The sequence below is a fragment of the Microbacterium sp. 71-36 genome (genome assembly GCF_001898305.1).
In the GTDB taxonomy this organism is placed as follows: domain Bacteria; phylum Actinomycetota; class Actinomycetes; order Actinomycetales; family Microbacteriaceae; genus Microbacterium.
Map to the genome: position 1 here is coordinate 18,691 of NZ_MKTP01000004.1, position 24,449 is coordinate 43,139.

The window sequence follows — 24,449 nt, forward strand, 5'->3', positions numbered from 1 at the left end:
ACCATACCCCCCTAGGGTATGTAGCGCAACACTCCTATTCATCCCCCTGCGCGCGTCCACCGGAGTGGGCCGCCCAACCGGGGATGATTATTCAGCAAGTCCTGTACTGTCGACACGTGTCCACAGCCACTGCGACTGCCACCGTGACGCATACCGCCGCGCTCGCGCGCCTCGGCCACGCGCTCTCCGACTCCACGCGCGCGGGCGTGCTGCTGGCACTGCGGGAAGCACCCGCCTACCCCTCCGACCTAGCGGACGCTCTCGGCGTCTCCCGACAGGTCATGTCGAACCAGCTCGCGTGCCTTCGAGGGTGCGGGCTCGTGGAGGCTGTGCCGGATGGGCGGCGCACCTGGTATCGGCTTGCTGACTCTCACCTCTCACCCGCCTTGGACGAGCTGCTACGCGTCGTCCTCTATGTCGAACCGGGCTGCTGCGCCGGAGAAAGCTGCACCTGCGCATGACCACCACGACCTCTCGCCCCACAGACGACCGCCGGCACACTCTCCAACGCCGCATCAAGTGGATCGTCACCGCGACGATCGCCTACAACCTCATTGAGGCCGTCGTCGCGATCACCGCCGGCACCGTCGCCTCATCGGCTGCGCTGATCGGGTTCGGCCTGGACTCCACGATCGAGGTCCTCTCGGCGGCAGCCGTGGCCTGGCAGTTCACCCGCCGCGACCCCGAGCGGTGGGAGAAGGGCACGCTGCGCGTCATCGCCGTGGCGTTCTTCGCCCTCGCCGCCTACGTCACCGCGACGTCGGTGCTCGCGCTCGTGGGCCAGGTCGACGTGCAGCACTCCACTGTCGGAATCGTGCTCACCGCGCTCAGCGTCGTCATCATGCCATTCCTCTCGCTGGCGGAACGACGCGCGGGCCGCGAGCTGGGATCGGCAACCGCTGTGGCCGACTCCAAGCAGACCCTCATCTGCACCTACCTGTCCGCCGCGGTTCTCGTCGGCCTCATTGTCAACAGCCTGTTCGGCTGGTGGTGGGCCGATGCGATCGCCGGACTCGTCATCGCCGCCTTCGCAATCCGAGAGGGTATCGAGGCATGGCGCGGTGACGCCTGCGCCACCTCCGTGGGGATGCTCCTCGAGGAGGAGCACGACGACGACCATCACCGCTGAGCGGGTAGAGCACCTCAGATCAGCCATGACGGCTTCTGTCGCACGCCGCATGAGGAATCTAGGACGTCGTTCTACCGCGCACGGGAGAGGAACACCACCCACCCACCCAGAACGACCGCGATCGCGGAGCCAGCAGCCAGCACCACTCCACCGAAGTCTTGGTCTTCGGCTGGTGCTCTACCCCAGGTGCGGCCCATCGCACCGAACCAGTCGGCGGCTACTAGACCGGCAGTAGAGATGTACACAGATACAACCGCCATCGCCACAGCTAAACCGACGACCATCAGCAGCTTCATCTGTGTCGGCCGGCGGCTGGACCCGTCACCACCTATCAAGCCACGCACGAGCAGAGATCCCACGACGAGGGTTGCTGCCGTCGCCATTTGCCGCCCTAGGAGATCCCCTACTGTCCAACGGAGGAGGTCAGAACTGAAAAGCAGCCAAATCAACATCGCGGTGGCCGGGACAGCGACCACGGGTGCCGAAGCGAAACGCACACCTCGCGAATGCATGAGCACCTGCGCCCATTCATACCCTCCCCTGCTGCCGTCTTCGCGGCGATGGGCTGCCTTGCGGGCGAGCTCGATTGGCGCCCCGGCTGCGAGAAGGGGCACCACCCCGACAAGGAGAATGACTATCCCAAGAACGTGCGCACTGTAGATGTAGCTACGGTAAGCGCCCAACGCTCCGCTAGTGACCCATACCAAGAGGAGCGTCCCTGCCACCCACGCGGTCGCCCGCCAGGGGTTCCATCGGTACCCACGCGCCTTTAGCCGCAGCACAGCGCTCACGTAGAAGATGAGTCCGAGCACGGCGGCAACTAACCACAGCAGGTCGGGGCTCCACGCCGTGAACCAACGCGACATAGTCCACTCAGGAGGTAGCGGAGCGCCGGTGAGTACCTCAGCGGGTGTGAGCGCGCCTGCAGGTTCGGGGAGAATCGGCGGCGGTGTTCTCGCGAGAGCGGCAGCCGCTCCACTAGCCATCCCCATCAATCCCAACTCCGCACACAACAGCAGCCAGAAAGTCTTGGCGTCGCTGGGGTTGGCGCGCATCCTTCGGAGTAGACGCAGTCGGTAGATCGCCCCCAGAACACCGATGGCGGTGAGGGCTACAACCTTGACGATGAGGATGAGGCCGTAAGGGGAGGCGAGAGCACCGAGAGTTTCTAGGCCGATGGCGGCTCGAACCGTGCCCGAGAACGCGACGAGCGCGAAGGCAATAACGGCGATGGTGGAGTACCGCATCAGAACTGTCGCCATCTCACTCTTGGAAGTGACGGAACGAATGATCGCCAGCAGCAGCAGACCACCGAGCCAGACCGCTGCGGCGATGAGGTGTATGACGATGGCTGTCGTGGCTTGCTGGTGAGAGGCCTCATCACCTGAATGGCCTTGTGTTCCCATCGGGACAAGCGCTGCCAGCGCGAGAAGTGCCACGGTTGCTGTCCCGCCCCACGAACGCACCGCAAATGTGAGCACCGCGAGAATGGCACCCGCGATGGTCGTCATCAACCACACACGTCCCCCCTCGGTCTGCACGAGGTACCGGCCAAGCTGAGACCCAAATTCGGGACCGGCATTCAAAGCGGGGTTGAAGATGACCATGAAGCTGAAGAAGCCAGTAGCAGCAGATGCCACGGTGAAGATGGCGGCAGATAGCGCAGCAACATCCAACGCCAATTCAAACCCGCGCTGTTCGACGCGCAACGAGAACAAGGCGACAAAGAGCGCCCCTCCCATTCCCGCGGCGCTCATGTTCACGACGAGCTTTGACACTGGCAGCCCCCACCGTGCGAGGGGCCCGGCGTCGGCCAGTTGCAAGGGGGCAGCGCCACCGCCGACTGCGAGAGCGCACACCAAGGCAGCGACTGCGCTGACGACGAGGATGATGAGCGCAATCACGCGGTACACGTTCCACCGGCGCGGTTGCAGAGACGGAAGCCGCGTGGAGCCAGGTGCCCCCACCCTTACCGTCGAGTGGGCGTGCCCGAGCTTAGCGCCGGAAGTAGGCATCAGTTCAGCCCCGAATAGGCATGCAGACCCTTGAAGAACATGTTCACGGCGGTGAAGTTGAACAGCACCGCAGCGAACCCCACGATAGACAGCCACGCAGAACGGTTACCGCGCCATCCACGGGTGGCACGAGCGTGGATGTACCCGGCGTACAGCACCCAGATGATGAAAGTCCACACCTCTTTGGTATCAAAACCCCAGAAGCGTCCCCAGGAGTCGTTTGCCCAAATCGCGCCGGCAATCAGGGTGAAGGTCCAGAAGATGAAGCCAATGATGGCGAACCGGTAAGCCAGGGCTTCCAGATCTTCAGAGGTGGGCAGGGTTCGAAGCAGGCCCCGCCGCGTGTTGACGGAGGGGCGACTCTCACGCCGGTGTTGCAGAAGTTGCGTCACGGACAGGCCGCACGCGATGGCGAACAGCGCAGTCGCAAGGGAGGCCACGAAGACGTGGATGACAAGCCACACGCTACGCAGCGGGTCCATCAGAGGGGTGACCTCGACGTAGAACCCCAAGGTCGCACCACCCAGAAGAAGGACGACCATCCCAAGCAAGAAGGAGCCGAGGAAACGCAGGTCGTACCGCCGAAGGGCGAAAAGGAACACGCCGACGATGAGAAGAGTGCCGGTGAGTGCGAATTCGTACATGTTCGCCCACGGCACACGAGCTGCGGCGATGCCTCGGAGGACATCCCCGCTCAGCTGCAGCGCGAATCCCAAAATGGTGAGGGCGGTTCCGATACGTGCCCATACGAGACGTTCGCGCTCACGTGGCGGCACTTGCAATTGCACCGCGGCCGCCGGGGGCGCCACCGGTGGAGCCACGTCCCCGACCGTCACGAGTTCCGCAGCGGGCGCCTCGACGCGAGACACGCGCACGGCAAGGTCGATGGCATACGCCGCAAAGGCGAGCGCGTAAACGCCGATGGCCGTCCACACCATCAGCAGGGACAGCCCATCAAGGGTGAGGGCGGATGATTCGGTCACGGGTGGAATCCTTAGATTGTCCAGCACTCTTTGACGGTGCCGGTGGTTGCCAGGGCGAGAGTCGGAACGCGCTCGGTGAAGGATCGAGTGGTCTCGGGGAAGGGGGCGTACTCGACGACCCGCCACCCCACGACGCCGAAATCCTCGTCCAGGGCTTGGATGGCGCACGCGAACCGTGCGCCGGAGGGAGGGGTGGCTTGAAAGGACACCGTCACAGCCCGCTCATCGACGACGAGGTAGCCGGTCTCGGCGATGGAGATGTCGTCCAAGCTATTTTGAAGTGTGATCCAGACCAGGTAGGCAATGGCAGCCACCGCGAACACAGCAACACTGATCCAGAAAGCTCGGCGACGCCAGGGAAGCGAAGTGCGGCCGTATCGATCGTCGAGTTTCTTTTGCAGTGCCGTTCGCTGCGGTGCGGCGCGGCGCCTGCCGCCGCGCTTTGTAATGGCGCGTTTAGTCACTGAGCATTCGCTTCCAACCACGCCAGGGAATCCACGGTGACGTCGTTGACGGACACCTCGAAATGCAAGTGGTTTGCGGTGGAGCGGCCTGTGCTTCCGACGAGTCCGAGGAGTTGGCCCGCCTGCACTTCCTGGCCGCTGCCGACCTGCCGGGTGTTGTACTGCATGTGCGGGTAGACGGCCCGGATACGTTGGCCGTTGACGACGGACTCAACGGTGACAGCGACGCCGTAGGCGCCATAGCTCTCGCTCGAGACATCGACTGTCCCGGCCACGGACGCGTAGATTGGCGTGCCGCCCGCGGTCACCATGTCGGTGCCCATGTGCGCCCCGCCTCTTGCTCCGAATTGGTCCGTGACTCTGAACGTCGAGGTCAATGGCCAGCGCACAACCCCGCTACCGGCGGCGAGGACGGGGACTGCGCGTTCAGCAGCGAAGGTGGTAGCGGGCCGAGCTGCGCGTGCTGCGGCGGCCGCGGCCGCCGCAGCCTCTCGCGCCTTTTTCTGATGAATTTCTTCCTGAGACGTCGCTGCGTAGCTCTGCCTGTCCAGGGGCGAAGCGGGGAGCGCGGAGGACACGGTGAATTGTTGTGAGTCGTCCGCAGCGGCTTGCTGCAAGGTCGGCTCGGAGTCCGTGACAGGTGAGGCCGCGTACGCCGGCAGCGCCAGAGGACACATGAGCGCCAGCGCCAACGCACTCGCAACAAGCGGGCGGGCGCGCATTGCGCGCGCGGCCTCAGGACCGTGGGAGCTCCGCGCCTCACGCATCCTGAACTCATCAGCGTGGCGCCGTTCCCTGCGCGTTAGAGGGCGTGACTGGTGTGTCGACCAAATCTCACTGCTCATTGACGGTGTTCCTTCACTGCCCCACCTGCTGCTGTCGTCGACGCCGTCCGGACGAGAAAAGCACAAGCGCCGCCGCGCCCAGAATGACGACAGCGACGCCAGTCACTAACAGCGGAAGACCGATTCCGCTCCGTGGCTCTTCGACCTCCGCCACGGCGTCTGCTGTCGCGCTTTGTTCTGGTGTCGACGAGATGGCCGGGCTCTGCTCAGATGAGGAGGGGGCACCCGTGGTTGCAGAGGGGTCCGGTTCGGCGGACGCCGTGGGCGTTACGGGAGCGTCAACCGTGAACGCGTACTCACCGCTGATGGGGTGACCGTCGCTGGAGACCACGCGCCATCGCACCGTGACTACGCCTGGAGACGTGACTGGCTTCACTGCCTGGGTCACCGTCGTGTCAGCGACGACCGGAGGCGTCAGTGCAACGTTCGCTCCTGAGGAGTCAATCACTTCGACCGCGATGGCGCTGGAGGCGTCGAAGACCTCCCCGCTGTATGTCATTGACACCTCAGCGGGCGTCGCTGAGACGACTGAGTCCGCTGCTGGGGAGGACTGGACCAAAGCGTCGTGAGCACGAGCCGGCGGCGAACCGGGTAGAACGAACATCAGGGATAGTGCCGTCACGGCAATGCCGGCGGCTGCGAACCAGCGAGGCGAACGGGGGGCGAAAAGTGTGTGCATGGCGTCTTTCAGTGGGACTGCGGCGCCCGGGGATTGGGCGCCCACGGCAGTCGTCGAGCGTCGGATCAGAAACGCTCCGAGTGCACCTGTACGGCCGCGCCCGAAGGGGTGGGAAGTTGCGTTCGACTACAACTTCGTTGGCGTCAGATCAGCCGAGAAGGTGTGATTTTCGGAGCCCCGGTACGGGTCAGGTCCGTGAGAGAGACAGTTCGGTCAAGCTCAGCGTCGTGGTGTGTGAGCGGACGGTACGTAAAACGTGAGGCTGATCGCGTCGAGGTGAGCGGATGACATTGAGATTCGACCGCATGAGACGGAAGCGATGCTCCAGCAGCATTCCCGCCACACACACGCCTACCAGGCATAGCGCTACGGCCGCCGCTGGGAGAGCCTGCGTCAGGCTGTTGACAACGTCACCGGCGGGCTCATCGAGGACTGTTCGACTACCTTGATCGCTCTCCCACGTGTGGGTCGCGGACGCCGCATCGGAGGTCGTGGAAGCATCAGAGTGGCTGCTTGACCATACAGCGAGCAGACACATCAAGATTAGGACGAGGCTGGCGATGATCCTCATTCTCACGACGGAGGCGGTACTGGCCCCAAGTGGGGCGCGTCCCGTGCTTACCGGCATCGCAGCGATGGTACCAATCCGAACTGGCCGTCACAGCCAAGCCGGGGCAGCCTGGCATCGGAGGCCAAGCGTGCGCTGCTCGCGCGGGGTGCGCGATGCGGTCTGCCGTTTGTCCAGCTCATCACCGTTTCCGCGCACGAACGTGGATGCGCAGACGAACGCACAACAGCACACCGGCCGATGCAACGACCATTGCAATTTCGATGGTGGGGCTGAGCCAGCTCGCCGGCGTGATCCCCGCCCGTAGCGGCACCTCGCTCACTCGGCCAGCGGCCGTGTCCACCCCGATGGTCTCTTCGGTCGACCCATCGGGGTTGATCACTTGGCTTGTTCCCACGGTGGAGACGTTGACCACTGCGCGCCCGGTTTCGATGGCTCGCATTCGCGCGATGGCGAGCTGCTGCACGTTCTCGTCTGTTCCGCGGAAGTCGGCGTTGTTTGTCTGGAAGATGTAGACCTGCGCGCCTTGCCGTGCTGCATCGAAGATCACGTCGTCGTAGATGACGTCGAAACAGATCGCCAGCCCGACGCGGGTGCCTCCTATATCCATCACTGGCGCCGATCTGCCTGGGGTGTACTCCCTCTGGATCAGACTGACAAGGTCAGGTGCGAGACGTTCAAACAGCCACCGGTCGGGCACGTATTCGCCGAACGGGACGGGGTTGAGTTTGTCGTAGCTCTGCTCGCTACCGTCCGTCGTCCACAGCATGGTTGAGTTGAACGTTTGCTCGCCTCTCGTGGTTGCGGCGTTCATTAGGAGCGGGGCACCGTACGCGGCGGAGATTTCACTCAGCACTCGACGTGTGGGTTCTGAAGACGCCGGGTCGATGTCCACGGAGCCCTCTGGCCAGGCGAGCACGTCCATCTGCTGGCCCCGAATCGTTTTCGATGTTGATGCTTGGGCTCGGAGCATGTCGCCTTCGTTGCGGTCGTCGAAATAGCCTGCCGGCCCGTTGCCTTGGACCCACCCGACGGTGAACGTTCCGATACTCCGGGTGGCGTACTGGGGTGTGACCGCCATGAGCAGGACTCCCACGAGCGCCGGCACGCCGGCACGCAGAGTGCGACGCCCCGGTCTGAGGGCCTGCACGAGGGCGGCGCACACGCCCACGACGAGGAAGGTCACACCCGTCGTTCCCACCCAGGACGCCACTTCAGGAAATGGTCCCGACACTTGCGTCATTCCTACCCGTGCCCAGGGGAAGCCCGAGTACGGCCACATTCCGACAAGTACTTCCCGCGCGGCCCACAGGGCTGCTACCAGCGCGGGGATACCCAGCAGGTCTAAGGCCCCGCCGAGCCTACGTACCTTCACCCAACGGTAGGTGAGGGTGATGGTTATGCTGCTGACACCGATCAGGACTGTCTGCAGGGCGCTGAGGGCCAACCAGGGCACTGGTCCGAGGAATTGCGCCACCCATACGAGGTGGGCAAGGTTGAACACGGCCCCGAAGACGCAACCCACGACGAAGGAAGCGAGCGTGCCTCTTCCGAGGAGAGCCGCGAGCAGGATCGTCACGCTCACGAAAGCAAGCGGCCACCATCCGAGGTCCGGTGTGGCCGCATCCATCAGCAACCCCGCCGCTGCCGCCAAGGGCAACGCCGCCGTCACGGGCAAGGAATCCGTGCCGCTGGTCCACATAGAGGGCATGCGCAGCGCGCCGGTTGCCCCTCGAAGTGCTGTCATGCGGACCCGCCTTTCTCTAGACGGCGCAGGTACTCGTTGTACTCGTCGAGCTCTGGATCCCCGTGCGCGTCCGCCCATCTGCTTGCGGCGGCGTCACGAACGGAGTCGTGCCGGAACCACCGGTGCATCACGATCAGGATCATGATGAGTGTGGGCGCCTCGCCATAGGACCATGCAAGACCGCCGGCTACGCGTTGGTCCTCGATGGGGTCGATCCCTAGGGCAATGGTCGATTCAGCGAATGTTCCTACTACCAGACTGGTCGCCATCATGAGGAACACCCCGAAGAAGGCGTGCAACGCTGCCTCAGCGAAAAGGTCGAGTGCCCGTCCTCCGTGGCTCATGCGGACCGGTAGTGGATCTGTGGAGAGCACCGGGATGGTGAACAGGATCCCGCTGATCAGGAACGCCGATTCTAAGGCGGTGTGACCGCCGGGGAGGGCTAGGACGGGATCGAGCAGATCTGCGATGTACAGGCCGTAGAAGGCCGCGAGGTAGGCGGGTAATGCGACCCAGGGGCTTAGGGCCCATCTTGACCCTCGCCACCGCAACGCGCCGTGCGCCACTTTGAGGACACTTTTTCCGACGCCGCGGTGCGGGGTGGCACGCAGCAGAAGGGTTCCCGGGGAACCGAGCACGAGCAGCGGTGGGATGGCCATCATCAATGTCAGCTGCTGAAACATGAACACCGAAAGCAGGGCTTTGCCGTAGTCCTCTACAGCGAGGCCGGTGACGGCGGCGAGGGCTGCGCAGCCGGAGACGAAGCTCACCGTGCGCAACACCGACCACCGTCGATGCTGCCGCCACAGACGCAGCGCCCCGAGGAGGTAGATGGTGGCCATCACCGTTGCGGCGCCCGGCAAAAGGGTAAAGGGGTGCGCTGCGGGCAGCAGGTAGTCGCCAAGGTCGAGGGGGGCGTTCATAGCTGTGGACCTATCGTGGCTGCGCGGCCGTATTCGCCCGCTCACACACTTCTGTGTGAGCCTCCGCTAGGTGCTGGACCGCGCGGGCAAGCCCCGGGTCGTCTCCTCGGGCGAGGGCGGCGTACTCCACGTGGATCGTCGAGTCGGTTGTGGTCGCCGAGTGGTGGACTTTCACCCAGATTCGGCGGCGAGGTATGAGAAGTCCGGTGAACAGCCCGACGCAGGCCAGCACAGAGAACGCGAGGACCCAGCCGCTGCTGGGGTCGCGTTGGATCTGCAGGGACGCGAACCGTTTCACCGGAGCACCGTCGGCTTCCTCCCAGGTGATGGTGCCCCACCCGTTGGGCAGCGCACCGGTGGTACCGGGCCTGAGTTCAATGGATTCCTGTCCGGTGTTGCCGCCGGTGAGCTGGGTGAGTTGGTCAACTTCCAGGGCGTAGACGGAACGGGGGGTTCCATCGTCGATGCCCAGGTCGCCTGCGAATGCGTTGAGGGTGATGACGGGGTTGATTACGTCGGGGTAGATCGAGGTGGCGGCACCTGAGGGCAAGGTGTCCTGTGTGGGGTAGAAAAAGCCGATCAGCCCGAGCTGCTGCGGCAAGCCATCCGGAACTTTCACGACGCCTAGTGAGGTCATGTTGGAGTCTTGCGGGAGGAAGGGTAGTGAGTCGCTATAAACGATCTGACCTTCCGCGTCACGGATGGTGAGGGTAGGCGCGTAACCGTTTCCGAGGAGATGGATGCGGTCGGTCCCTACAGTGATGGGGTAGTTGACGACCACCCGCTCGGTTCGGTCGTCTGCTCCGGGGGATCTGATCGTGACGTTGGCGGCGAAGTCGCCCGCTTGCCCACCGCCAGGGGAGCCTGCTGGCTGGTAGGTGACGTCGAAACGGTCCAGCGTGAGGGAGTACGGCGTCAGGTTGGATCCGTCCGCGAAACGGCCGGGGTCGAAGGAGGAGAAGTCGCTGAGGGTGTTGACGAAGGTTGTCCCCTCCACCACGACGCGCTGGCCGGTGTAGGCGAACGCCTTGCCGACGACGACGGAGACGAGCACGCCGACCAGGGCGATGTGAAAGAGCAGGTTGCCGGTCTCGCGGAGGTACCCGCGTTCGGCCGAAACGGAGGTCCACCCCTTCCCGTCGTAGCGGCGGACGCGATAGCGACGCCGGGCGAGTTCTGTTTCGGCAAGATCCAAAGCTGCCGCGGGGGTGAGATGCTCGCCGGGGATGGCTCGCTCGAGGTGTTCGGGGAGTCGAGCGAACCGGATGGGTGTGCGCGGCGGTTGTCCTTTGAGAGCGCGGTAGTGGTGTTTCGCCCGCGGGATGACGCACCCGATGAGGGATACGAACAGCAGCAGATAAATGGACGAGAACCAGGGCGAGTAGTAAACGTCGAACAATCCGACGGCGTCGAGGAACGGGAACCACTCGGGGTTGTTGCGCTCCCATTGGATGACGCCGTTGGGGTCGGCGCCTCGTTGAGGAAACAGTGAGCCGGGTACTGCGGCCAGGGCGAGGGAGAGCAGGAGGATGAGCGCGGTGCGCATGCTGGTGAGCTGGCGCCATGTCCAGCGGAGCCACCCTTTGCCATCCAGCTTTACCTGTGGGCCGTCTTGATCGTTCGGGGCCCCGTCAGGATGGTCCGCCGGCCGCCGCGGGTCTGAATCGACGTGGCGGGTATCAGAGCGGGAGGGGGACATTGATTACCACCTGTTGCAGAAGTGACATGAGCGAGGTCCACACGCCCGTCACCATGAGCAGCCCGAGCAGGATGAGCACGGCGCCTCCGATGAGGTTGAGTGTGCGGATGTGAGTGCGGAGGACTGTGACGGACCGCGCAGCCCACCCCCATCCGAGCGCCAGTACGAGGAAGGGCACTCCGAGGCCGAGTGAGTAAGACAGACCGAGGAGCCCGGCTCGGGCGGGGTCACCAAGGTTCCACGACACGGACAGGATTGCTGCGAGTGTGGGGCCAATGCACGGTGTCCAGCCGACACCAAGTGAGAACCCGAGAAGCGGAGCGCCGACGAGCCCGGCTCGACGACGGAGGGTCGGACGCATGCCACGCTGTCCAAGCCGGATTGCGCCTGTGAAGACCAGCCCCAGGACGATGTTCACAATGCCGAAGACGCGGGTAAGGAGATCGGCGTAGCGCGAGAGCGCCACCCCGAAGAATCCCCCCAAGACGGTCACGGCGACGAAGACCACAGTAAATCCGGCGATGAAGAGCAGGACGCCTGCTACGAGCCGCGGGCGTGTGGTGACCGTCGTCGCACCGTCTCCTCCGGTTGTGGAGGTGGGAGGGGCGGCCACACCGCCGAGGTACCCGAGGTAGCCGGGCACCAGCGGTAGGACACAGGGCGATAGGAAGGAGATGAGACCGGCGACCAGGGCGAGGGGGATGGCAAGCCAGAGTGCGCCGTCGACGACGAGCGCCCCGGCGCTCATGGTCTCTCCGCCAGCGTGTCCGCGACGATGGTGGACAGGATGGACGCGCTGGGAAGTTGGCCGATGATGCGGGCGGCGAGGCGACCCTGGCGGTCCATTACGAGCGTTGTGGGTGTGGCCTGGATCGGGGTGAGTTGCGCGAAGGCGAGTTTCACCTGACCGTCATTGACGTCGATGACGCTGGGATAGGTGACGTTGTTCTCGCGCGCGAAAGAGAGTGCTGTCTCAGCTTGGTCGTAGGTGTTCACTCCGAGGAAGTCGACTTCCTCGTTCTGGAAGCGCAGAAAGACCTCCTCGAGCATGGGAGCCTCGACGATGCACGGTCCGCAGGCGGCGTACCAGAAGTTCACCACGAGCACCTCACCTCGGTAGTCGTCGCTGGTGACGGTTTCACCGGTTTCGATGACGCCTTCGAACTGAACGGGTTCGCCTCTGTCCGACGGGGCAATCTCGGCCACTTGGAAATTCCCATCGGAGAACGATGCGCCCGCGCCGGCGTCCGTTGTTTGGGTCGTGGCGGTGCAACCGCTCATCACGCCGACGATGATGAGCGCCGTGCCGAGGGCGAGGAGTTTGCGATTCATGCCCGCTCCCTCTTGATGATGGCTCCCGCGACAAGGAAGACGACTGCGGCTGCGGGTTGCGCCGCGGTCCAGACAACACCTTCAGCGGGGATGGGGAGCACCGGGTTCCATGCCACCGCGATCACAGCAAACACCGGCACCCACCACAGCTGCCGCTCCTGGTAGGCGAACGAGGCGACGATGAGCGCCAAGATTGCCACGATGAAGCGCACAAGCGTGAACCAGCCGCTGTCCAGCAGCGCTGGCGCCACGAACAGGGCGGCTGCGGCGATCAGACCGGGGGCGAGGGCGTTTCGTTGATACCGAGATGGCGTCTTGGTCTTTTTCATTGCTTGTCCTCCGGGGGAACCCCGAACGTGGGTGGTGTGGCAGGCGCGACCTTGGTGCCACTGTGGGCGCGTTGGCGGAGCATCAGCATCACTGCAACCGCTATCGCTCCAGCGGCGAGGAAGACGTCTGCCAAGTTGCCGATGAACAGACGCCCGTATGCAAGGAAGTCGGTGACGTGGCCGATTGCGAATCCTGGCGGCGACATGAAACGGTCGATGAGGTTGCCGACAGCTCCACCGAGGAATAGCCCCACACCACCCGCCCATCCCACCGTTCGCGCGCGGGCCGCCAGGACGAAAAGCCCGGCAACGGCTGCCACGCCTATCAAGGTGAGAACCCAGGTCATGCCCGAGCCCGTTCCCAGCACCGCGCCGGGGTTGAAGGCGAGTTGCAGACCGAATGCGTCCCCAATAATGGGCACCCGTCTCCCGTCGGCAAGCGCAGTCAGGGCGATGGCTTTACTGAACTGGTCTATCAACACCGCGGCCGCTGCCACCATGCAGGCGACGGCGAACGGCCGCGTCTTCTCAGCGGTCACCTTCTTGGCCCTTCCGGAGGTGGCGGGTTCGCCGCGCTGTGACCAGAAGCGTGACCAGCGCTCCGCCGAGAATCATCGCCACCGCGGAGACTCCCAGCACGGGAGCGACCTCGCCACCGCCGGTGGGCACTCCTCGACCGTCCGCGCGTGGGGTGGCCGTGGAATGAGGATGGGTCTGGTGCCCAGGTGATGGAGTCTCGGAGCTCGTTACGGTGGTTCCTGAACGTTCGACGCTCAGAGGCGCAGTGGTGAAGCTGACATCCATGGCCGAGCTCAGCGCCGGGGCCACGACAGCAAAGGTCGGCGCGGCGGGTCCTGCAACGATGAGGGCGGCGCTAAGAGCGACAGTGGCGCACAGCGTCACCGTGACCTGCGTTGCGCGATGGCGAGGTCTGGATACGAGGAAGAATCTCATTGGTCTTTTCAAGGTCGGGCGTAGATGAATCGGGCAATACGAGCCGCGTCCGTCCATACCCCGGGAAGGGTGTTAGCTCTGGCCTGGCTGTGCACGGGGATTCCGGCAACGAACAGACCGGGTAGCGTCGTCGCGGTGGGGATGCGTCGCTGAAGCTGCGGCTGCGTGGGCAACCACTCGTCGCCCGCTTCGTACCCGGTGGCGAACACGACTGACTGGTAGGCCTGCCGGTAGCCATCCGCGAAGGCGAACTTGGCCCCGTCCACCCCAATCGTCTCGGCGCGAATGGAGACGCCTTTATCTCGGAGTGCGTCGTAGAGGGGTTCTGGGGCGATCTTCACGCGCCGCCACGGTGAGACGCGCGGCTGGGTGGGGAATTGCCGCGGATGCGCTTCAGCCCGTCGGGTGCGGACCGCCAGAGTGACGTCGTGCGACTTCGCGAGGTCGGAAGCAACTTCCGTCCCGGCGATACCACCGCCGACAATAAGTACCCGGCCTCGCGGAATCTGCTCGGGTGTTCTGTAGGCGTTGGTGTGCATCTGTACTCCTTCGACTTCGGCGTCCGCGGCCCATTTCGGAAATCGGGGACGTGCTGCGGCGCCGGTAGCGCACACGACGTTGCGGGTCTGCACTTCGCCAACCGTGGTGCTCAAGAGCAGGGTTGGGCCGTTGCCGTGGCGAGTCACGGCGAGGGCCTGGACACCCCAGACGGGGTTTACCCCGAGCTCCGCTTCGAATCTGTGTAGATAGCCTTCGATGTCTCCCGGGGTGGGGTACCGATACGGGTCACCCTCCAGTGGTCTGCGGGGGAAGCTGGAGTGCTCAGCATTGCTGAGCAACCGCATAGAAGGCCAGCGCGCACTCCACGTGCGTTGTCCCCGCGCGGAACTGTCGATGACCACGAAGTCACGCTGCGGTTCCATGCCGCGAGCGATCAGTGCCGCTGCAGTTGCCAATCCAGCCTGCCCTGCGCCCACGATGATGACTCGTCGGTGTGACAGGCCCGCCACTAGGGGGTGCCGTCCAAGCGGGTGGTGATGGCACTTTCAAGGTCGTTCCATCGTTCAATGACAAGAGGTTCGCCGTCGACGAAGAACGTAGGGGTTCGGTCCACGCCGAGGGCGCGTCCGTCGTCGAGGTCGGATCGAACGCGCTCGAGAGTGGCAGGGTCGGCGACAGCTTCGTCGTAGGCCGTCATATCCAAGCCCAACTCGGTCGCGTACGAGCGGAACAGCTCCGCTTGGCTTTGCTGAGACTCCCCCCACTGTGCTTGCGTCTCAAAGAGACGGTTGTACATGTCTTCGAAGCGTCCCTGGGCTGCCGCGGCCTCCGCAGCGACCGCTGAGTTTTCGGAGTTGATGTGGCCGGGAAGGGGGAAGTAGCGAACGACGTAGTTGATCTGTCCCTCATACTTCACACGAAGCTCTTCGACGACGGGGTAGTAGGCGCCGCAGGCTTCGCACTCGAAGTCCAAGAACTCCACGATGGTGATGGCGCCGTCGCCGGCGTCGTCGAGGACGTGGGAGTCGTCTCTAACAACCGCTATCGACCCTCCTCCCCGTTCCTCGGCGGCAACGCGGGTGTTGTTCTGATCGACTAGGACATAGATGACAGCCCCCGCGACGACCGCGACGGCGACGGCGGCGGTAATGACCGTCGCCTTCCAGTTGATTTTCATGGGTACTCCAACACTTGACGGCACAAGAAAAGCCCGGGTTGCCCGGGATGAGTGTCGCCGCGGGGGCGACGTGCCGATGTCAGGTTCTAGAGATACCCAGTTGCGCGATTGTGAGGGCGTGGCCCTCAGGCCTGCCGGACACCGGGTGGATCAAAGACGGCGGGAGGGCGCGCCAGACGAGTGTGATCCCAGCCGGTCCGCGGCGCACCAGGAGATGAACAACGAGGTACAGCACGAATCCGCAGACGACGCCGAGAACGCACAGCGCCATTCCGGGCGATACGTCGTACACGCTCGCCTCGACGATAGAGGTAGCGACGGGTGCGGCCGGGTCGTGCGGCGCAGTGTCAGATGCCGTCGCGACCACACCGCTTACCGGGGCGTTGTCGCCATGGTTGAGGGCCACGACTCCGAGCAGCAGGAGGGCCCCGAGGGCGATGATGGTAATGAGTCGCGTTATCGCTCCGTGCTCTTTCGCCAGCGCTGAGCGCCGGGCGTGAGCGTCGGTATACATCAGCAGCCAGTGTACGGAGAGGTTCTGGGCGAATGGCTGGGAACGGCCGACGGTGTGCCGATATGCGATCGGGCTGCGAACACGCCCGTTCGAGCGGTTCGGCGCCCGCGATTAAGCGTGACGGACATCCCCGGGTTCCGAATCTTGCAGGTCGGCTGTCTCAATCTGGAAGGTGGAGTGCAGCACGGACACCTCGAAGTGTTGAGCCACACATGCTCTGACGTCCTTAAGGACAGCGGCTGCGTGTCCGTCCGTGAAGCATTCGTCTTCAACCACGACATGCGCGCTGATTGTCGGCAGGCCGGTGGCGACTGTCGAGGCGTGTAGGTCATGGACGTCTATGACGTGGTCGAGTTGGAGAATGTGAGATCTCACATCGTCCAAGTCCAAACCGTCGGGGGTGAACTCCATCAACACCGACGACGTCTCGCGTAGCAACTTGAACGCACGCGGCACGATGAGAGCGGCGATGAAAAGACCGGCGATGGCGTCCGCTTGAAAGAAACCCGTCGTCCAGATGACGACAGCCGCGACGATAACCCCCAGTGATCCCAGCGCGTCATTCAGCACTTCCAGATACGCTGCCCGCATGTTGAAGTTAGCTCCGCGACTGGAAGACAGCACGAAGATGGCGATGACGTTCGCGACTAACCCAACGACTCCAAAACCCAGCAGTTCCGCAGCTGGCACCTCCGGGGGCTCGAAGAGCCGGCGTACCCCCTCGATGGCTGTGTAACCCCCTACCGCCATCAACAGAGCCGCTTGCCCGAAGGCAGCGATAACTTCGATGCGACGGAACCCCCACGTGCGTCGCGCACTAGCCGGCCGCAGCACCAGCGTCGCGGCGATGAGTGCAACGAGAAGTCCGGATGCGTCAGTGAGTGCGTGGGCCGTGTCCGTGAGGAGGGCAAGACTGCCGGTAAAGAAGGATCCAACCGCTTGAGTCACGGCGATTGCCGCGGTGATTGCAAACGCAATCCAGAGACGCGCCCGATGGTCGGTCGGATGCCCGGCCGCGCCGGTAGACGGTGCGTGCGTGTGACCGGCGCCCATCAGGCCGCGTCCGTTCCAAGGGCGAAGTCTTCACCAGGCTGATGAAGGTGAGCGCATAGCGTGACACGCGTGCCGGTGTCTCTCAGCAGGAGTTCGGCGGCGTTAATGAGAGCCGCAGTCGCCACAGGTTGCGCAAGATCGAACCAGGAAGCCCGACCCTCCGAGCGAACAGTGACTAGTCGGCAGTCCCGCAGGAAGCTGAGGTGCTTACTTACGGTTGATTGCGCCAATCCGAGGTGCTGGACGAGATCCCGGACGCGATGCTCGCCGGACGCCAGATGCTGGAGAACCGCCAATCGCGTGGGGTCCCCAAGCGCGTCGAATAGGTGCGCGTACACAGCGGTCGCGTCAGGATCGAGTAGACCACCCTCTTTATTCATCGCCACATAGCGATGATATCGTCAAATGCCGTGTCCGTCACGTCTGCATCCAACTGGGAACCATGCTCATTCTCGCCGGATCAGTGGGCCACCCGAATGCTCGCCCACAGAGCAAGCGCGACGATTGCGGTGAGGGTGGTGAAGGACAAGGCGCGGGGCCGGAGACCGGCGCGCGGTGGTAGTTGTAGTCGCGCCACAGGGTGCGTTTCGGCTGATCAGGTGGTGGGGCGCGGTGGGCTTTCCGCGCCCCACCCCGGGCGGGATCAGAGAGTGGCGAGAAGCTCCTCCATCGTGGCGATCTCGGAGGTCTGCGCCTCGATGATGGTGTTGGCGAGTGCGACGGCGTCGCTGTTCTGGCCGTTGGTCGCTTCTTCCAGGGCCATGTCGATGGCACCGCGGTGGTGCTCGATCATCTGCTGGAGGAACAGCCGGGCGGCGTCGGTTCCGGTGGCCTGCTTGAGCGATTGCATGTCGTCTTCGCTCATCATGCCGCCGCCGTGGTCCATGCTGCCGGTGGCGGGATCAACGGCTCATGACCGTCAACGGGGCGTGAGGGCCGCGCGTGGTACAGGTTTGGTCTCCGATGTCTCAGCTGCAGCGCTCCCCCGAGCCGGGGGTGTGGTTCGTCTTCGACCGCAGCAGACGAATCGCGATTGTGCGCGTGGTCGAGGTGCAGGGGCGGAAGCTGCTGCGCTCGGTGACGTTTCACGACGATCCGGCTCAGCGGCAACTGATCGGCTATTTTCCCGAGGACGGGATGAAGCTCGCAGTGGAATGCACCTGGGCGGAGTACGTCAAGCACACCGGTCCCTCGACGAGCAACCGGAAGTGAGGACTATCGCGCTCGGCCCTCATCACCTTCGGTCACAGGAATGTCCCCGTGTACCGTTGGCATAAACGGGGGATCGAAAATGCTCCCACCAGCCAGCGTTGACCGGCGACGGGGCGAGCTCCCCGCGTGAGGGGCGTTGTCGGAACTGGCGGGACGCTCACCTATCAGGGAAGGCCGCGGTTGCGGACGCTGTCGGGGCATGACGTTTCTCCTTTGAGAACGAAGACGGACTCCATGAGACAAATGTCTAGATGGACCGTAAGTCATCTTCGGGCGCGCCCCCGGGAGCGAGTCCGGAAAGTGATTCACCCCTCCCCCGGATGCTGGGATCGTGGCACGCGGTCGATCACCGTCAAGGGCGCTGCGCGTCGCGACGCGATGCGGCGTTGCCGCACCCTGGACCGTGCTCTCCCTTGCGCAAGATCGGCATGTATCCGGTGCGAGCAGCTGATGTGGTGATGCTCGAGAACGAAGGAAGGGACCGGCCCCGTGGGCACGGTCCCTTCTCAGCGCGTGTCAGGCGGTCTTGGAGACCGTCTGGGCCTCGGGGTCGACGCCGAATCTGCGGATGTAGGTCTGGCGGATCTCTTGAAGCTGTGCGCGCTCGCGATCGCTGATCGGGTCGGCCTCGCCTGCCGCGATGCGGCGCTGGAGGCTGCCCTTGTGCGATGTCACGAAGCGTCCGGTGAAGGACGAGCGGGAATGCCGAGCCATCTGATCACCTTCCTTCTCGGTCTATTTTCCGTCGCGATTGCGGGCGTGTCTACGGCGGCTGGGCGTTGAAGGTTCTTGATCGTGCGGTAGATCATCTTGCCTTCGGTGGGGGTCGCGTCCTCGAGCAGGGCCTGGAGGGCGTCGTTTGCAACCTCGCGGTCTTCCTGGTCATCGGATGCGGCCAGCCCTAGGCCTTCCGCATGTAGGCGCGGACCGTCAACGGCGCGAACACCGCCACGATGACCGCCGCCCCGACGAGCGAGATGATCGCGTCCGACCCGATCGTGCCCGCGTTGACGAGATCGCGGACGGCCGTGACGATGTGCGAGACCGGGTTGATGTCGACGAACCACTGCAGCCACGAGGGCATGGTGTTCGCCGGCACGAAGGCGTTCGACAGGAACGTCAGCGGGAACAGGATGAGCATCGAGACGCCCTGCACGCTCGACGCGGTCCGGGCGATCACGCCGAAGAACGCGAAGATCCAGCTGATCGCCCACGAGCACACGATCACGAGCAGCCCCGCGAGCACGACCGCACCGAGACCACCCTCGGGTCGGAAGCCCATGATGAAGCCCATCGTGAAGGTCAGCGTCGTCGCGATCGCGTACCGCACCGTGTCGGCCAGGAGCGCCCCCGACAGCGGCGCGATGCGCGCGATCGGCAGCGACCGGAACCGGTCGAACACCCCCTTGTCCATGTCCTCGCGCAGCTGCACACCGGTGACGACCGAGGTCGTGATCACGGTCTGCACCAGGATGCCGGGGATGATGATCGGCAGATAGCTGGCGACATCGCCGGCGATCGCGCCGCCGAAGATGTACGTGAACATCAGGGTGAAGAGGATCGGCTGCACCATGACGTCGATGAGCTGCTCGGGCGTGCGGCGGATCTTCAACAGACCGCGCCAGGCCATCGTCAGGGTGTTGCGGAACGTCTGACCGAGTCCCGCGGTGCGAGGCAGGTCGCGGGGAACGGTGATCGCGGTCATGCGCGGACTCCTTCCAGGTCGGCGGCGCTCTCGCGGGCGGCGTCGTCGTCGGCCGGCACTCCGCTGCCGGTGAGCGTGAGGAACACCTCGTCGAGGGTGGGCTGCTGCACGCTGAACTCGCTCAGGTGCACACCCGCGGCGCGGAACGCCACCAGCAGATCGGTGACCTCGTCGGGGTCGGACATCGGCACCGTGAGGCGCGCCGCCTCCGGAGACACGATGGCCGTGGCATCCAGGACTCTTCCGATCGTCGCGCGGGCGACCTCGAGATCGGAGCCCGGCTGCAGGCGCAGCACGAGCGACGCCTGACCGACGGATGCCTTGAGCTCGAGCGCCGTGCCCTCGGCGACGACGCGTCCGCGGTCGATGACGGCGATGCGGTCGGCGAGCTGATCGGCCTCGTCGAGGTACTGCGTAGTGAGCACGACCGTGGAGCCGGTCGCGACCAGGCGGCGGATCGTGTCCCACATCTGGCCGCGGGTGCGGGGGTCGAGGCCCGTGGTCGGCTCGTCGAGGAAGATGAGCGGCGGTTGGGCGATGAGGGATGCCGCGAGGTCGAGGCGACGGCGCATGCCGCCGGAGAACTTCGCGAGCGGCCGGGAAGCGGCTTCGGTCAGACCGAACTCCTCGAGGAGCTCGGTGGACTTGCGGCGGGCGTCGACCCTCGAGAGCCCGAGCAGGCGCGCGAAGATGATGAGGTTCTCGGTGGCCGAGAGCTTCTCGTCGACCGAGGCGAACTGCCCGGTGAGGCCGATGAGCTGCCGCACGATGTGCGCGTCCTTCACGACGTCGTGGCCGAAGATCTCGGCCCGCCCGCCGTCGGGACGCAGCAGCGTCGTCAGCATGCTGATCGTGGTGGTCTTGCCGGCACCGTTGGGGCCGAGAACGCCGTAGACGGTCCCGGCTTCGACGACGAGATCGACGCCGTCGACGGCCCTGTTCGAGCCGAACGTCTTGACGAGCCCTTCGGCTCGCACCGCGGGAACGCGGGTGGATGAGGTGGTCATGACGACAGGATGCGCCGGGCGCTCTGTCGTGCCGCTGTCACGGCGGGGGTGGTGCTGTCACGGCGCTGTCACGGGACCGACCCGGGCTGCGGGGCGGCGCCACGGCATCCCCATCGCCGAGACTGCAACCCGCCGACAAAGCCACTGCAGGCTGCAATGGAGATGTCAGGCGGATGCAGTCTCGCGGGGCGCGGGCACCGGGGCACCGGGCCGTGGACCGCGCTCGGGTCAGGCCCCGCGCAGGCGCTCCGCGAGGTACGCGTGCAGGCCGTCGAGCGGGATGCGCTCCTGGCCCATCGTGTCGCGGTCGCGGACGGTCACGGCGTTGTCGTCGAGCGAGTCGAAGTCGATCGTGACGCAGTAGGGCGTGCCGATCTCGTCCTGGCGGCGGTAACGGCGGCCGATCGCGCCGGCGTCGTCGAAGTCGATGTTCCAGCCGGCCGCGCGCAGCGTGTCGGCGACCTCGCGGGCGAGCGGCGATAGACGCTCGTTGCGCGACAGCGGGAGAACGGCGGCCTTCACGGGTGCGAGGCGCGGGTCGAGCTTCAGGACCGTGCGGGTGTCGGTGCCGCCCTTGGCGTTGGGCACGTCCTCCTCGCGGTACGCGTCGACGAGGAACGCCATCATGGCGCGCGTCAGACCGAACGAGGGCTCGATCACGTACGGGGTGTACTTCTCACCCGAGGCCTGGTCGAAGTACGTCAGGCTCGAGCCCGAGGCATCCGAGTGGCTCTTCAGGTCGTAGTCGGTGCGGTTGGCGACGCCCATGAGCTCGCCCCACTCCTTGCCCGGGAAGCCGAAGCGGTACTCGACGTCGATCGTCCCGGCGGAGTAGTGCGCGCGGTCGTCTTCGGGGACGTCGAATCGCTTCATGTTGACGGGGTCGATGCCGAGGTCGACGAACCAGTTCCAGCACGCTTCGACCCAGTGCTCGAACCACTCCTGCGCCTCGGCCGGGGGCGTGAAGTACTCGATCTCCATCTGCTCGAACTCGCGCGTGCGGAAGATGAAGTTTCCGGGGGTGATCTCGTTGCGGAACGCCTTGCCCACCTGGCCGACGCCGAACGGGGGCTTGCGACGGGATGCCGTGAGCACGTTCGAGAAGTTCACGAAGATGCCCTGCGCGGTCTCGGGGCGCAGGAAGTACAGGCCCGACTCGTCGTCGACGACGCCGAGGTACGTCTTGACCAGGCCGGAGAACGCCTTCGGCTCGGTGTACTGGCCCTTCGTGCCGCAGTTCGGGCACGGGATGTCGGCGAGGCCGTTCTCGGCCTTACGGCCCTTGCGCGCCTCGAAGTCCTCGATGAGGTTGTCGGCGCGGAAGCGCTTGTGGCAGTGGAGGCATTCGACCAGCGGGTCGGTGAAGGTCGCGACGTGACCCGACGCCTCCCACACGCGCTTGGGCAGGATGATGCTCGAGTCGAGCCCCACCATGTCGCCGCGGCCGCGCACGAACGTCTGCCACCACTGACGACGGATGTTCTCCTTCAGCTCGGTGCCGAGGGGGCCGTAGTCCCAGGCCGAACGGGAACCGCCGTAGATCTCACCGGCCTGGAACACGAACCCGCGGTGGCGGGCGAGCGAGATGACCTTGTCGAGGCGGGACTGTTCGGCCACGGTGGCTCCAATGGTCGGGAAAGCTGTGGGTGCGAGCGCGAGTGCGCGGCATCCAGTTTATCGAAGCGGACCGGCCTCACCCTGACCGCCCGACATCGCCCTGTCGCGCTCGGTGCGCCAGTTCTCGAGGTACGGCATGGCGACATTCGCGTCGTGCGCGGCGACGGTCGCGCGAGCAGCCTCCGCGAGGGCTTCGGGGGTCGCGGCGTCCGCGGCGGGCGTGTGCGCGATCGGGTACGGGAAGCGGTTGCGGAACATGTCCATCCACAGCAGCACCAGGTCGTCGCGATGGGCCAGCGTCGCGGTCTCGACCGCACCGCGTTCGTGCCGACGGATCTGCCATCCCCCGCGCGTCTCGGTCGCCGCGTAATCGGGGTCGCCGCCCCATGCCCAGCGGCCCCGACCGCCGGTGGGCGTTCCGTAGCCCCCGCCGTTCAGCGCCCGGGCGAGGGCCTCCGGCGTCCACGGCGCCGGGAAGAACGTCGACAGGCTCACGCCCAGCGCGAGCGGCGACAGGACCGACGACGTCTCGGCACCGCGCCGAGGCAGCTCCGCGTCGAGCGCGGCGGCGAGCGCGATGGTCGTCGCGGCGGGTCCGGCCCCGTCGAGGAGCAGCAGGAACGTCTGCAGCGACCGCACGTACGAGCGGTGGGCCGCGGCATCCGCGAAGGGCGGCAGGGGGATGCCGGCGACGGGCGGACGCCCCCACGGGACGTCGCGGCCGGACGTCTCGTTCATCGCGTGATCCGCTCGCGGTGCACGGTGAAGGCGTCGAGCGCCGTCTCGTCGATCTCGACGCCCAGGCCCGGGTCGGTGGGCACGCGCACGTGTCCGTCCTCCAGCACGGCGGGCGCCGTCACGATGTCGCGGTCGTAGAAGCGCGCGGATGCCGAGATGTCGCCGGGCAGCAGGAACCCGGGGAGAGCAGCGAGCGCGGCGTTCGCGGCCCGCCCGATGCCCGTCTCGAGCATGCCGCCGCACCACACGGGGACCCCGGCGGCGCGGCACCGGTCGTGGATCGCCAGCGCCTCGAGGTAGCCGCCGACGCGTCCGGCCTTGATGTTGATGATCGCCGCGGCACCGAGCTGCAGGGCATCGGCCGCGGCCTTGTCGGACACGATCGACTCGTCCAGGCACACCGGCGTCGTGAGACGCCGGGCGAGCGTCGCGTGGTCGACGATGTCGTCCTCCTGCAGCGGCTGCTCGATGAGGAGCAGGTCGAAGGCGTCGAGCCCCTGGAGCGTGTCGGCATCCGCGAGGGTGTAGGCGGAGTTGGCATCCACTTGCAGAGGGATGCCGCCGAAAGCCGCCCGCACGGCGGCGGTGTCGTCGATGTCGCGCCCCGGCTTGATCTTGATCTTGATGCGGACGTAGCCCTCGTCGAGGTAGCCGCCGACGGTGTCGACGAGGGCGGCGGGATCGCGCTGGATCCCCACCGAGACACCCGAGGGCACGCGGTCCTTCTCGGCGCCGAGGTACTGCCCGAAGCTGCGGCCGTCGGCGCGGAGCGCGGCGTCGATCACCGCGAGTTCGAGTCCGGCCTTGGCCATGCGATGCCCGACGACCGGGGCCAGGATGCCGGCGACCTCCTCGGGCGCGACCGCGCGGCGTTCGAGGAGGGCCGGCGCGAGAAAACGGGTGAGGACGTCCCACGCGCCCTGCGTGTACTCGCTGGAGTAGAACGGCTCCGCCTGCGTCACCACCTCGCCCCACCCCACGCCGTCGGACGTCTCGGCGCGGACGACGATGACCTCGCGCACCGTCTCGGTGCCGAACGACGTCGTGAACGGCGAGACCAGCGGCATGTGCAGGATCCGCAGCTCGACGGCATCCAGGGTCACGGGGGCGGCGGGGGTGCGGGGCGGCATGAGGGCAGGGTATCCGGCGGCGTCCCCGGCGCGCGCCCGCGGCGTGCCCGGCGTGCGCCCGCGGCGTGCCCGGCGCGCGCCCGCGGCGTGCCGAGCTCCGGAGAATTCGACGTTCGGGCCGCACCTCG

The 24,449-nt window shown here is 65.6% G+C and carries 27 protein-coding genes; 3 read left to right on the forward strand and 24 right to left on the reverse strand.

Annotated elements, in window-relative coordinates:
- The first annotated feature begins 83 nt into the window (after positions 1–83).
- Both BGO45_RS11550 and BGO45_RS11555 read left to right on the forward strand, forming a co-directional pair.
- On the forward strand, positions 84–461 hold the full coding sequence (locus BGO45_RS11550; RefSeq protein ID WP_076677834.1) for a helix-turn-helix transcriptional regulator: 378 nt from the start codon (positions 84–86) through the stop codon (positions 459–461).
- A complete protein-coding gene (locus BGO45_RS11555) occupies positions 458–1,129 on the forward strand; it encodes a cation transporter (protein ID WP_076677837.1) in 672 nt (223 codons plus the stop codon). The genes BGO45_RS11550 and BGO45_RS11555 overlap by 4 nt, the downstream gene beginning before the upstream one ends.
- Positions 1,130–1,200: 71 nt before the next feature.
- Here the strand turns inward: BGO45_RS11555 and BGO45_RS11560 are convergent, their stop codons facing one another.
- From BGO45_RS11560 to BGO45_RS11645, 18 genes are all read right to left on the reverse strand, one after another.
- Positions 1,201–2,907, reverse strand: a complete 1,707-nt coding sequence (locus tag BGO45_RS11560) for a cytochrome c oxidase assembly protein (protein ID WP_176776671.1) — start codon at positions 2,905–2,907, stop codon at positions 1,201–1,203.
- A gap of 236 nt (positions 2,908–3,143) precedes the next feature.
- Positions 3,144–4,127 (reverse strand): c-type cytochrome biogenesis protein CcsB, encoded by a 984-nt coding sequence (ccsB, locus tag BGO45_RS11565; protein ID WP_256334329.1) that lies wholly within the window; start codon positions 4,125–4,127, stop codon positions 3,144–3,146.
- A gap of 11 nt (positions 4,128–4,138) precedes the next feature.
- Positions 4,139–4,612, reverse strand: coding sequence for a DUF4307 domain-containing protein (locus BGO45_RS11570; RefSeq protein ID WP_308192667.1), 474 nt, complete (start codon positions 4,610–4,612; stop codon positions 4,139–4,141).
- Entirely contained in the window at positions 4,588–4,914 is a 327-nt protein-coding gene (locus BGO45_RS11575) for a M23 family metallopeptidase (protein WP_239278227.1), read from the reverse strand. Before BGO45_RS11575 ends, BGO45_RS11570 begins: the two co-directional genes overlap by 25 nt.
- Positions 4,915–5,449: 535 nt before the next feature.
- Complete coding sequence (locus BGO45_RS11580) at positions 5,450–6,115, reverse strand: copper resistance CopC family protein (protein ID WP_083709108.1); 666 nt, start codon at positions 6,113–6,115, stop codon at positions 5,450–5,452.
- Positions 6,116–6,864: 749 nt separating this feature from the next.
- The gene (gene lnt, locus BGO45_RS11585; RefSeq protein WP_239278247.1) at positions 6,865–8,430 is read right to left on the reverse strand and encodes an apolipoprotein N-acyltransferase; all 1,566 of its coding nucleotides are present in this window, start codon (positions 8,428–8,430) and stop codon (positions 6,865–6,867) included.
- Positions 8,427–9,353 carry a cytochrome c oxidase assembly protein gene (locus BGO45_RS11590; protein WP_076677849.1) on the reverse strand — a complete coding sequence of 309 codons (927 nt, stop codon included), beginning with the start codon at positions 9,351–9,353 and terminating at the stop codon, positions 8,427–8,429. The genes lnt and BGO45_RS11590 overlap by 4 nt, the downstream gene beginning before the upstream one ends.
- 10 nt (positions 9,354–9,363) lie before the next feature.
- Positions 9,364–11,052 (reverse strand): cytochrome c biogenesis protein ResB, encoded by a 1,689-nt coding sequence (locus tag BGO45_RS11595; protein ID WP_076677852.1) that lies wholly within the window; start codon positions 11,050–11,052, stop codon positions 9,364–9,366.
- Positions 11,033–11,800 (reverse strand): cytochrome c biogenesis CcdA family protein, encoded by a 768-nt coding sequence (locus BGO45_RS11600; protein ID WP_076677854.1) that lies wholly within the window; start codon positions 11,798–11,800, stop codon positions 11,033–11,035. The genes BGO45_RS11595 and BGO45_RS11600 overlap by 20 nt, the downstream gene beginning before the upstream one ends.
- A complete protein-coding gene (locus tag BGO45_RS11605; protein ID WP_076677856.1) occupies positions 11,797–12,384 on the reverse strand; it encodes a TlpA disulfide reductase family protein in 588 nt (195 codons plus the stop codon). Before BGO45_RS11605 ends, BGO45_RS11600 begins: the two co-directional genes overlap by 4 nt.
- Complete coding sequence (locus BGO45_RS11610; protein WP_076677858.1) at positions 12,381–12,713, reverse strand: DUF6804 family protein; 333 nt, start codon at positions 12,711–12,713, stop codon at positions 12,381–12,383. The genes BGO45_RS11605 and BGO45_RS11610 overlap by 4 nt, the downstream gene beginning before the upstream one ends.
- Complete coding sequence (locus BGO45_RS11615; RefSeq protein ID WP_083709109.1) at positions 12,710–13,252, reverse strand: signal peptidase II; 543 nt, start codon at positions 13,250–13,252, stop codon at positions 12,710–12,712. The genes BGO45_RS11610 and BGO45_RS11615 overlap by 4 nt, the downstream gene beginning before the upstream one ends.
- A gap of 423 nt (positions 13,253–13,675) precedes the next feature.
- Complete coding sequence (locus BGO45_RS11620) at positions 13,676–14,644, reverse strand: NAD(P)-binding domain-containing protein (protein WP_239278268.1); 969 nt, start codon at positions 14,642–14,644, stop codon at positions 13,676–13,678.
- Positions 14,645–14,676: 32 nt separating this feature from the next.
- Positions 14,677–15,345, reverse strand: coding sequence for a thioredoxin domain-containing protein (locus tag BGO45_RS11625; protein WP_076677862.1), 669 nt, complete (start codon positions 15,343–15,345; stop codon positions 14,677–14,679).
- Positions 15,346–15,424: 79 nt separating this feature from the next.
- On the reverse strand, positions 15,425–15,859 hold the full coding sequence (locus BGO45_RS11630; protein ID WP_076677865.1) for a hypothetical protein: 435 nt from the start codon (positions 15,857–15,859) through the stop codon (positions 15,425–15,427).
- Positions 15,860–15,970: 111 nt separating this feature from the next.
- Positions 15,971–16,912 carry a cation diffusion facilitator family transporter gene (locus BGO45_RS11635; protein WP_076677867.1) on the reverse strand — a complete coding sequence of 314 codons (942 nt, stop codon included), beginning with the start codon at positions 16,910–16,912 and terminating at the stop codon, positions 15,971–15,973.
- Positions 16,912–17,292 (reverse strand): helix-turn-helix transcriptional regulator, encoded by a 381-nt coding sequence (locus BGO45_RS11640; protein ID WP_083709113.1) that lies wholly within the window; start codon positions 17,290–17,292, stop codon positions 16,912–16,914. Before BGO45_RS11640 ends, BGO45_RS11635 begins: the two co-directional genes overlap by 1 nt.
- A 263-nt stretch (positions 17,293–17,555) precedes the next feature.
- Positions 17,556–17,798, reverse strand: a complete 243-nt coding sequence (locus tag BGO45_RS11645; protein ID WP_083709110.1) for a DUF305 domain-containing protein — start codon at positions 17,796–17,798, stop codon at positions 17,556–17,558.
- A gap of 77 nt (positions 17,799–17,875) precedes the next feature.
- On the opposite strand from BGO45_RS11645, the gene BGO45_RS11650 reads away from it, so the two are divergent.
- Positions 17,876–18,124 carry a hypothetical protein gene (locus BGO45_RS11650; RefSeq protein WP_292694422.1) on the forward strand — a complete coding sequence of 83 codons (249 nt, stop codon included), beginning with the start codon at positions 17,876–17,878 and terminating at the stop codon, positions 18,122–18,124.
- A gap of 516 nt (positions 18,125–18,640) precedes the next feature.
- Here BGO45_RS11650 and BGO45_RS11655 read toward each other — a convergent pair.
- From BGO45_RS11655 to menC, 6 genes are all read right to left on the reverse strand, one after another.
- Positions 18,641–18,838 (reverse strand): hypothetical protein, encoded by a 198-nt coding sequence (locus BGO45_RS11655; RefSeq protein WP_143733834.1) that lies wholly within the window; start codon positions 18,836–18,838, stop codon positions 18,641–18,643.
- A 187-nt stretch (positions 18,839–19,025) separates the two neighbouring features.
- Positions 19,026–19,829, reverse strand: coding sequence for an ABC transporter permease (locus BGO45_RS11660; RefSeq protein ID WP_292694428.1), 804 nt, complete (start codon positions 19,827–19,829; stop codon positions 19,026–19,028).
- The gene (locus BGO45_RS11665) at positions 19,826–20,836 is read right to left on the reverse strand and encodes an ATP-binding cassette domain-containing protein (RefSeq protein ID WP_292694430.1); all 1,011 of its coding nucleotides are present in this window, start codon (positions 20,834–20,836) and stop codon (positions 19,826–19,828) included. Before BGO45_RS11665 ends, BGO45_RS11660 begins: the two co-directional genes overlap by 4 nt.
- A 228-nt stretch (positions 20,837–21,064) precedes the next feature.
- Positions 21,065–22,453 carry a glycine--tRNA ligase gene (locus tag BGO45_RS11670; RefSeq protein ID WP_292694434.1) on the reverse strand — a complete coding sequence of 463 codons (1,389 nt, stop codon included), beginning with the start codon at positions 22,451–22,453 and terminating at the stop codon, positions 21,065–21,067.
- A 57-nt stretch (positions 22,454–22,510) separates the two neighbouring features.
- A complete protein-coding gene (locus BGO45_RS11675; RefSeq protein ID WP_292694437.1) occupies positions 22,511–23,191 on the reverse strand; it encodes a hypothetical protein in 681 nt (226 codons plus the stop codon).
- The gene (gene menC, locus BGO45_RS11680; protein WP_292694438.1) at positions 23,188–24,321 is read right to left on the reverse strand and encodes an o-succinylbenzoate synthase; all 1,134 of its coding nucleotides are present in this window, start codon (positions 24,319–24,321) and stop codon (positions 23,188–23,190) included. Before menC ends, BGO45_RS11675 begins: the two co-directional genes overlap by 4 nt.
- Between the last annotated feature and the right edge of the window lie 128 nt (positions 24,322–24,449).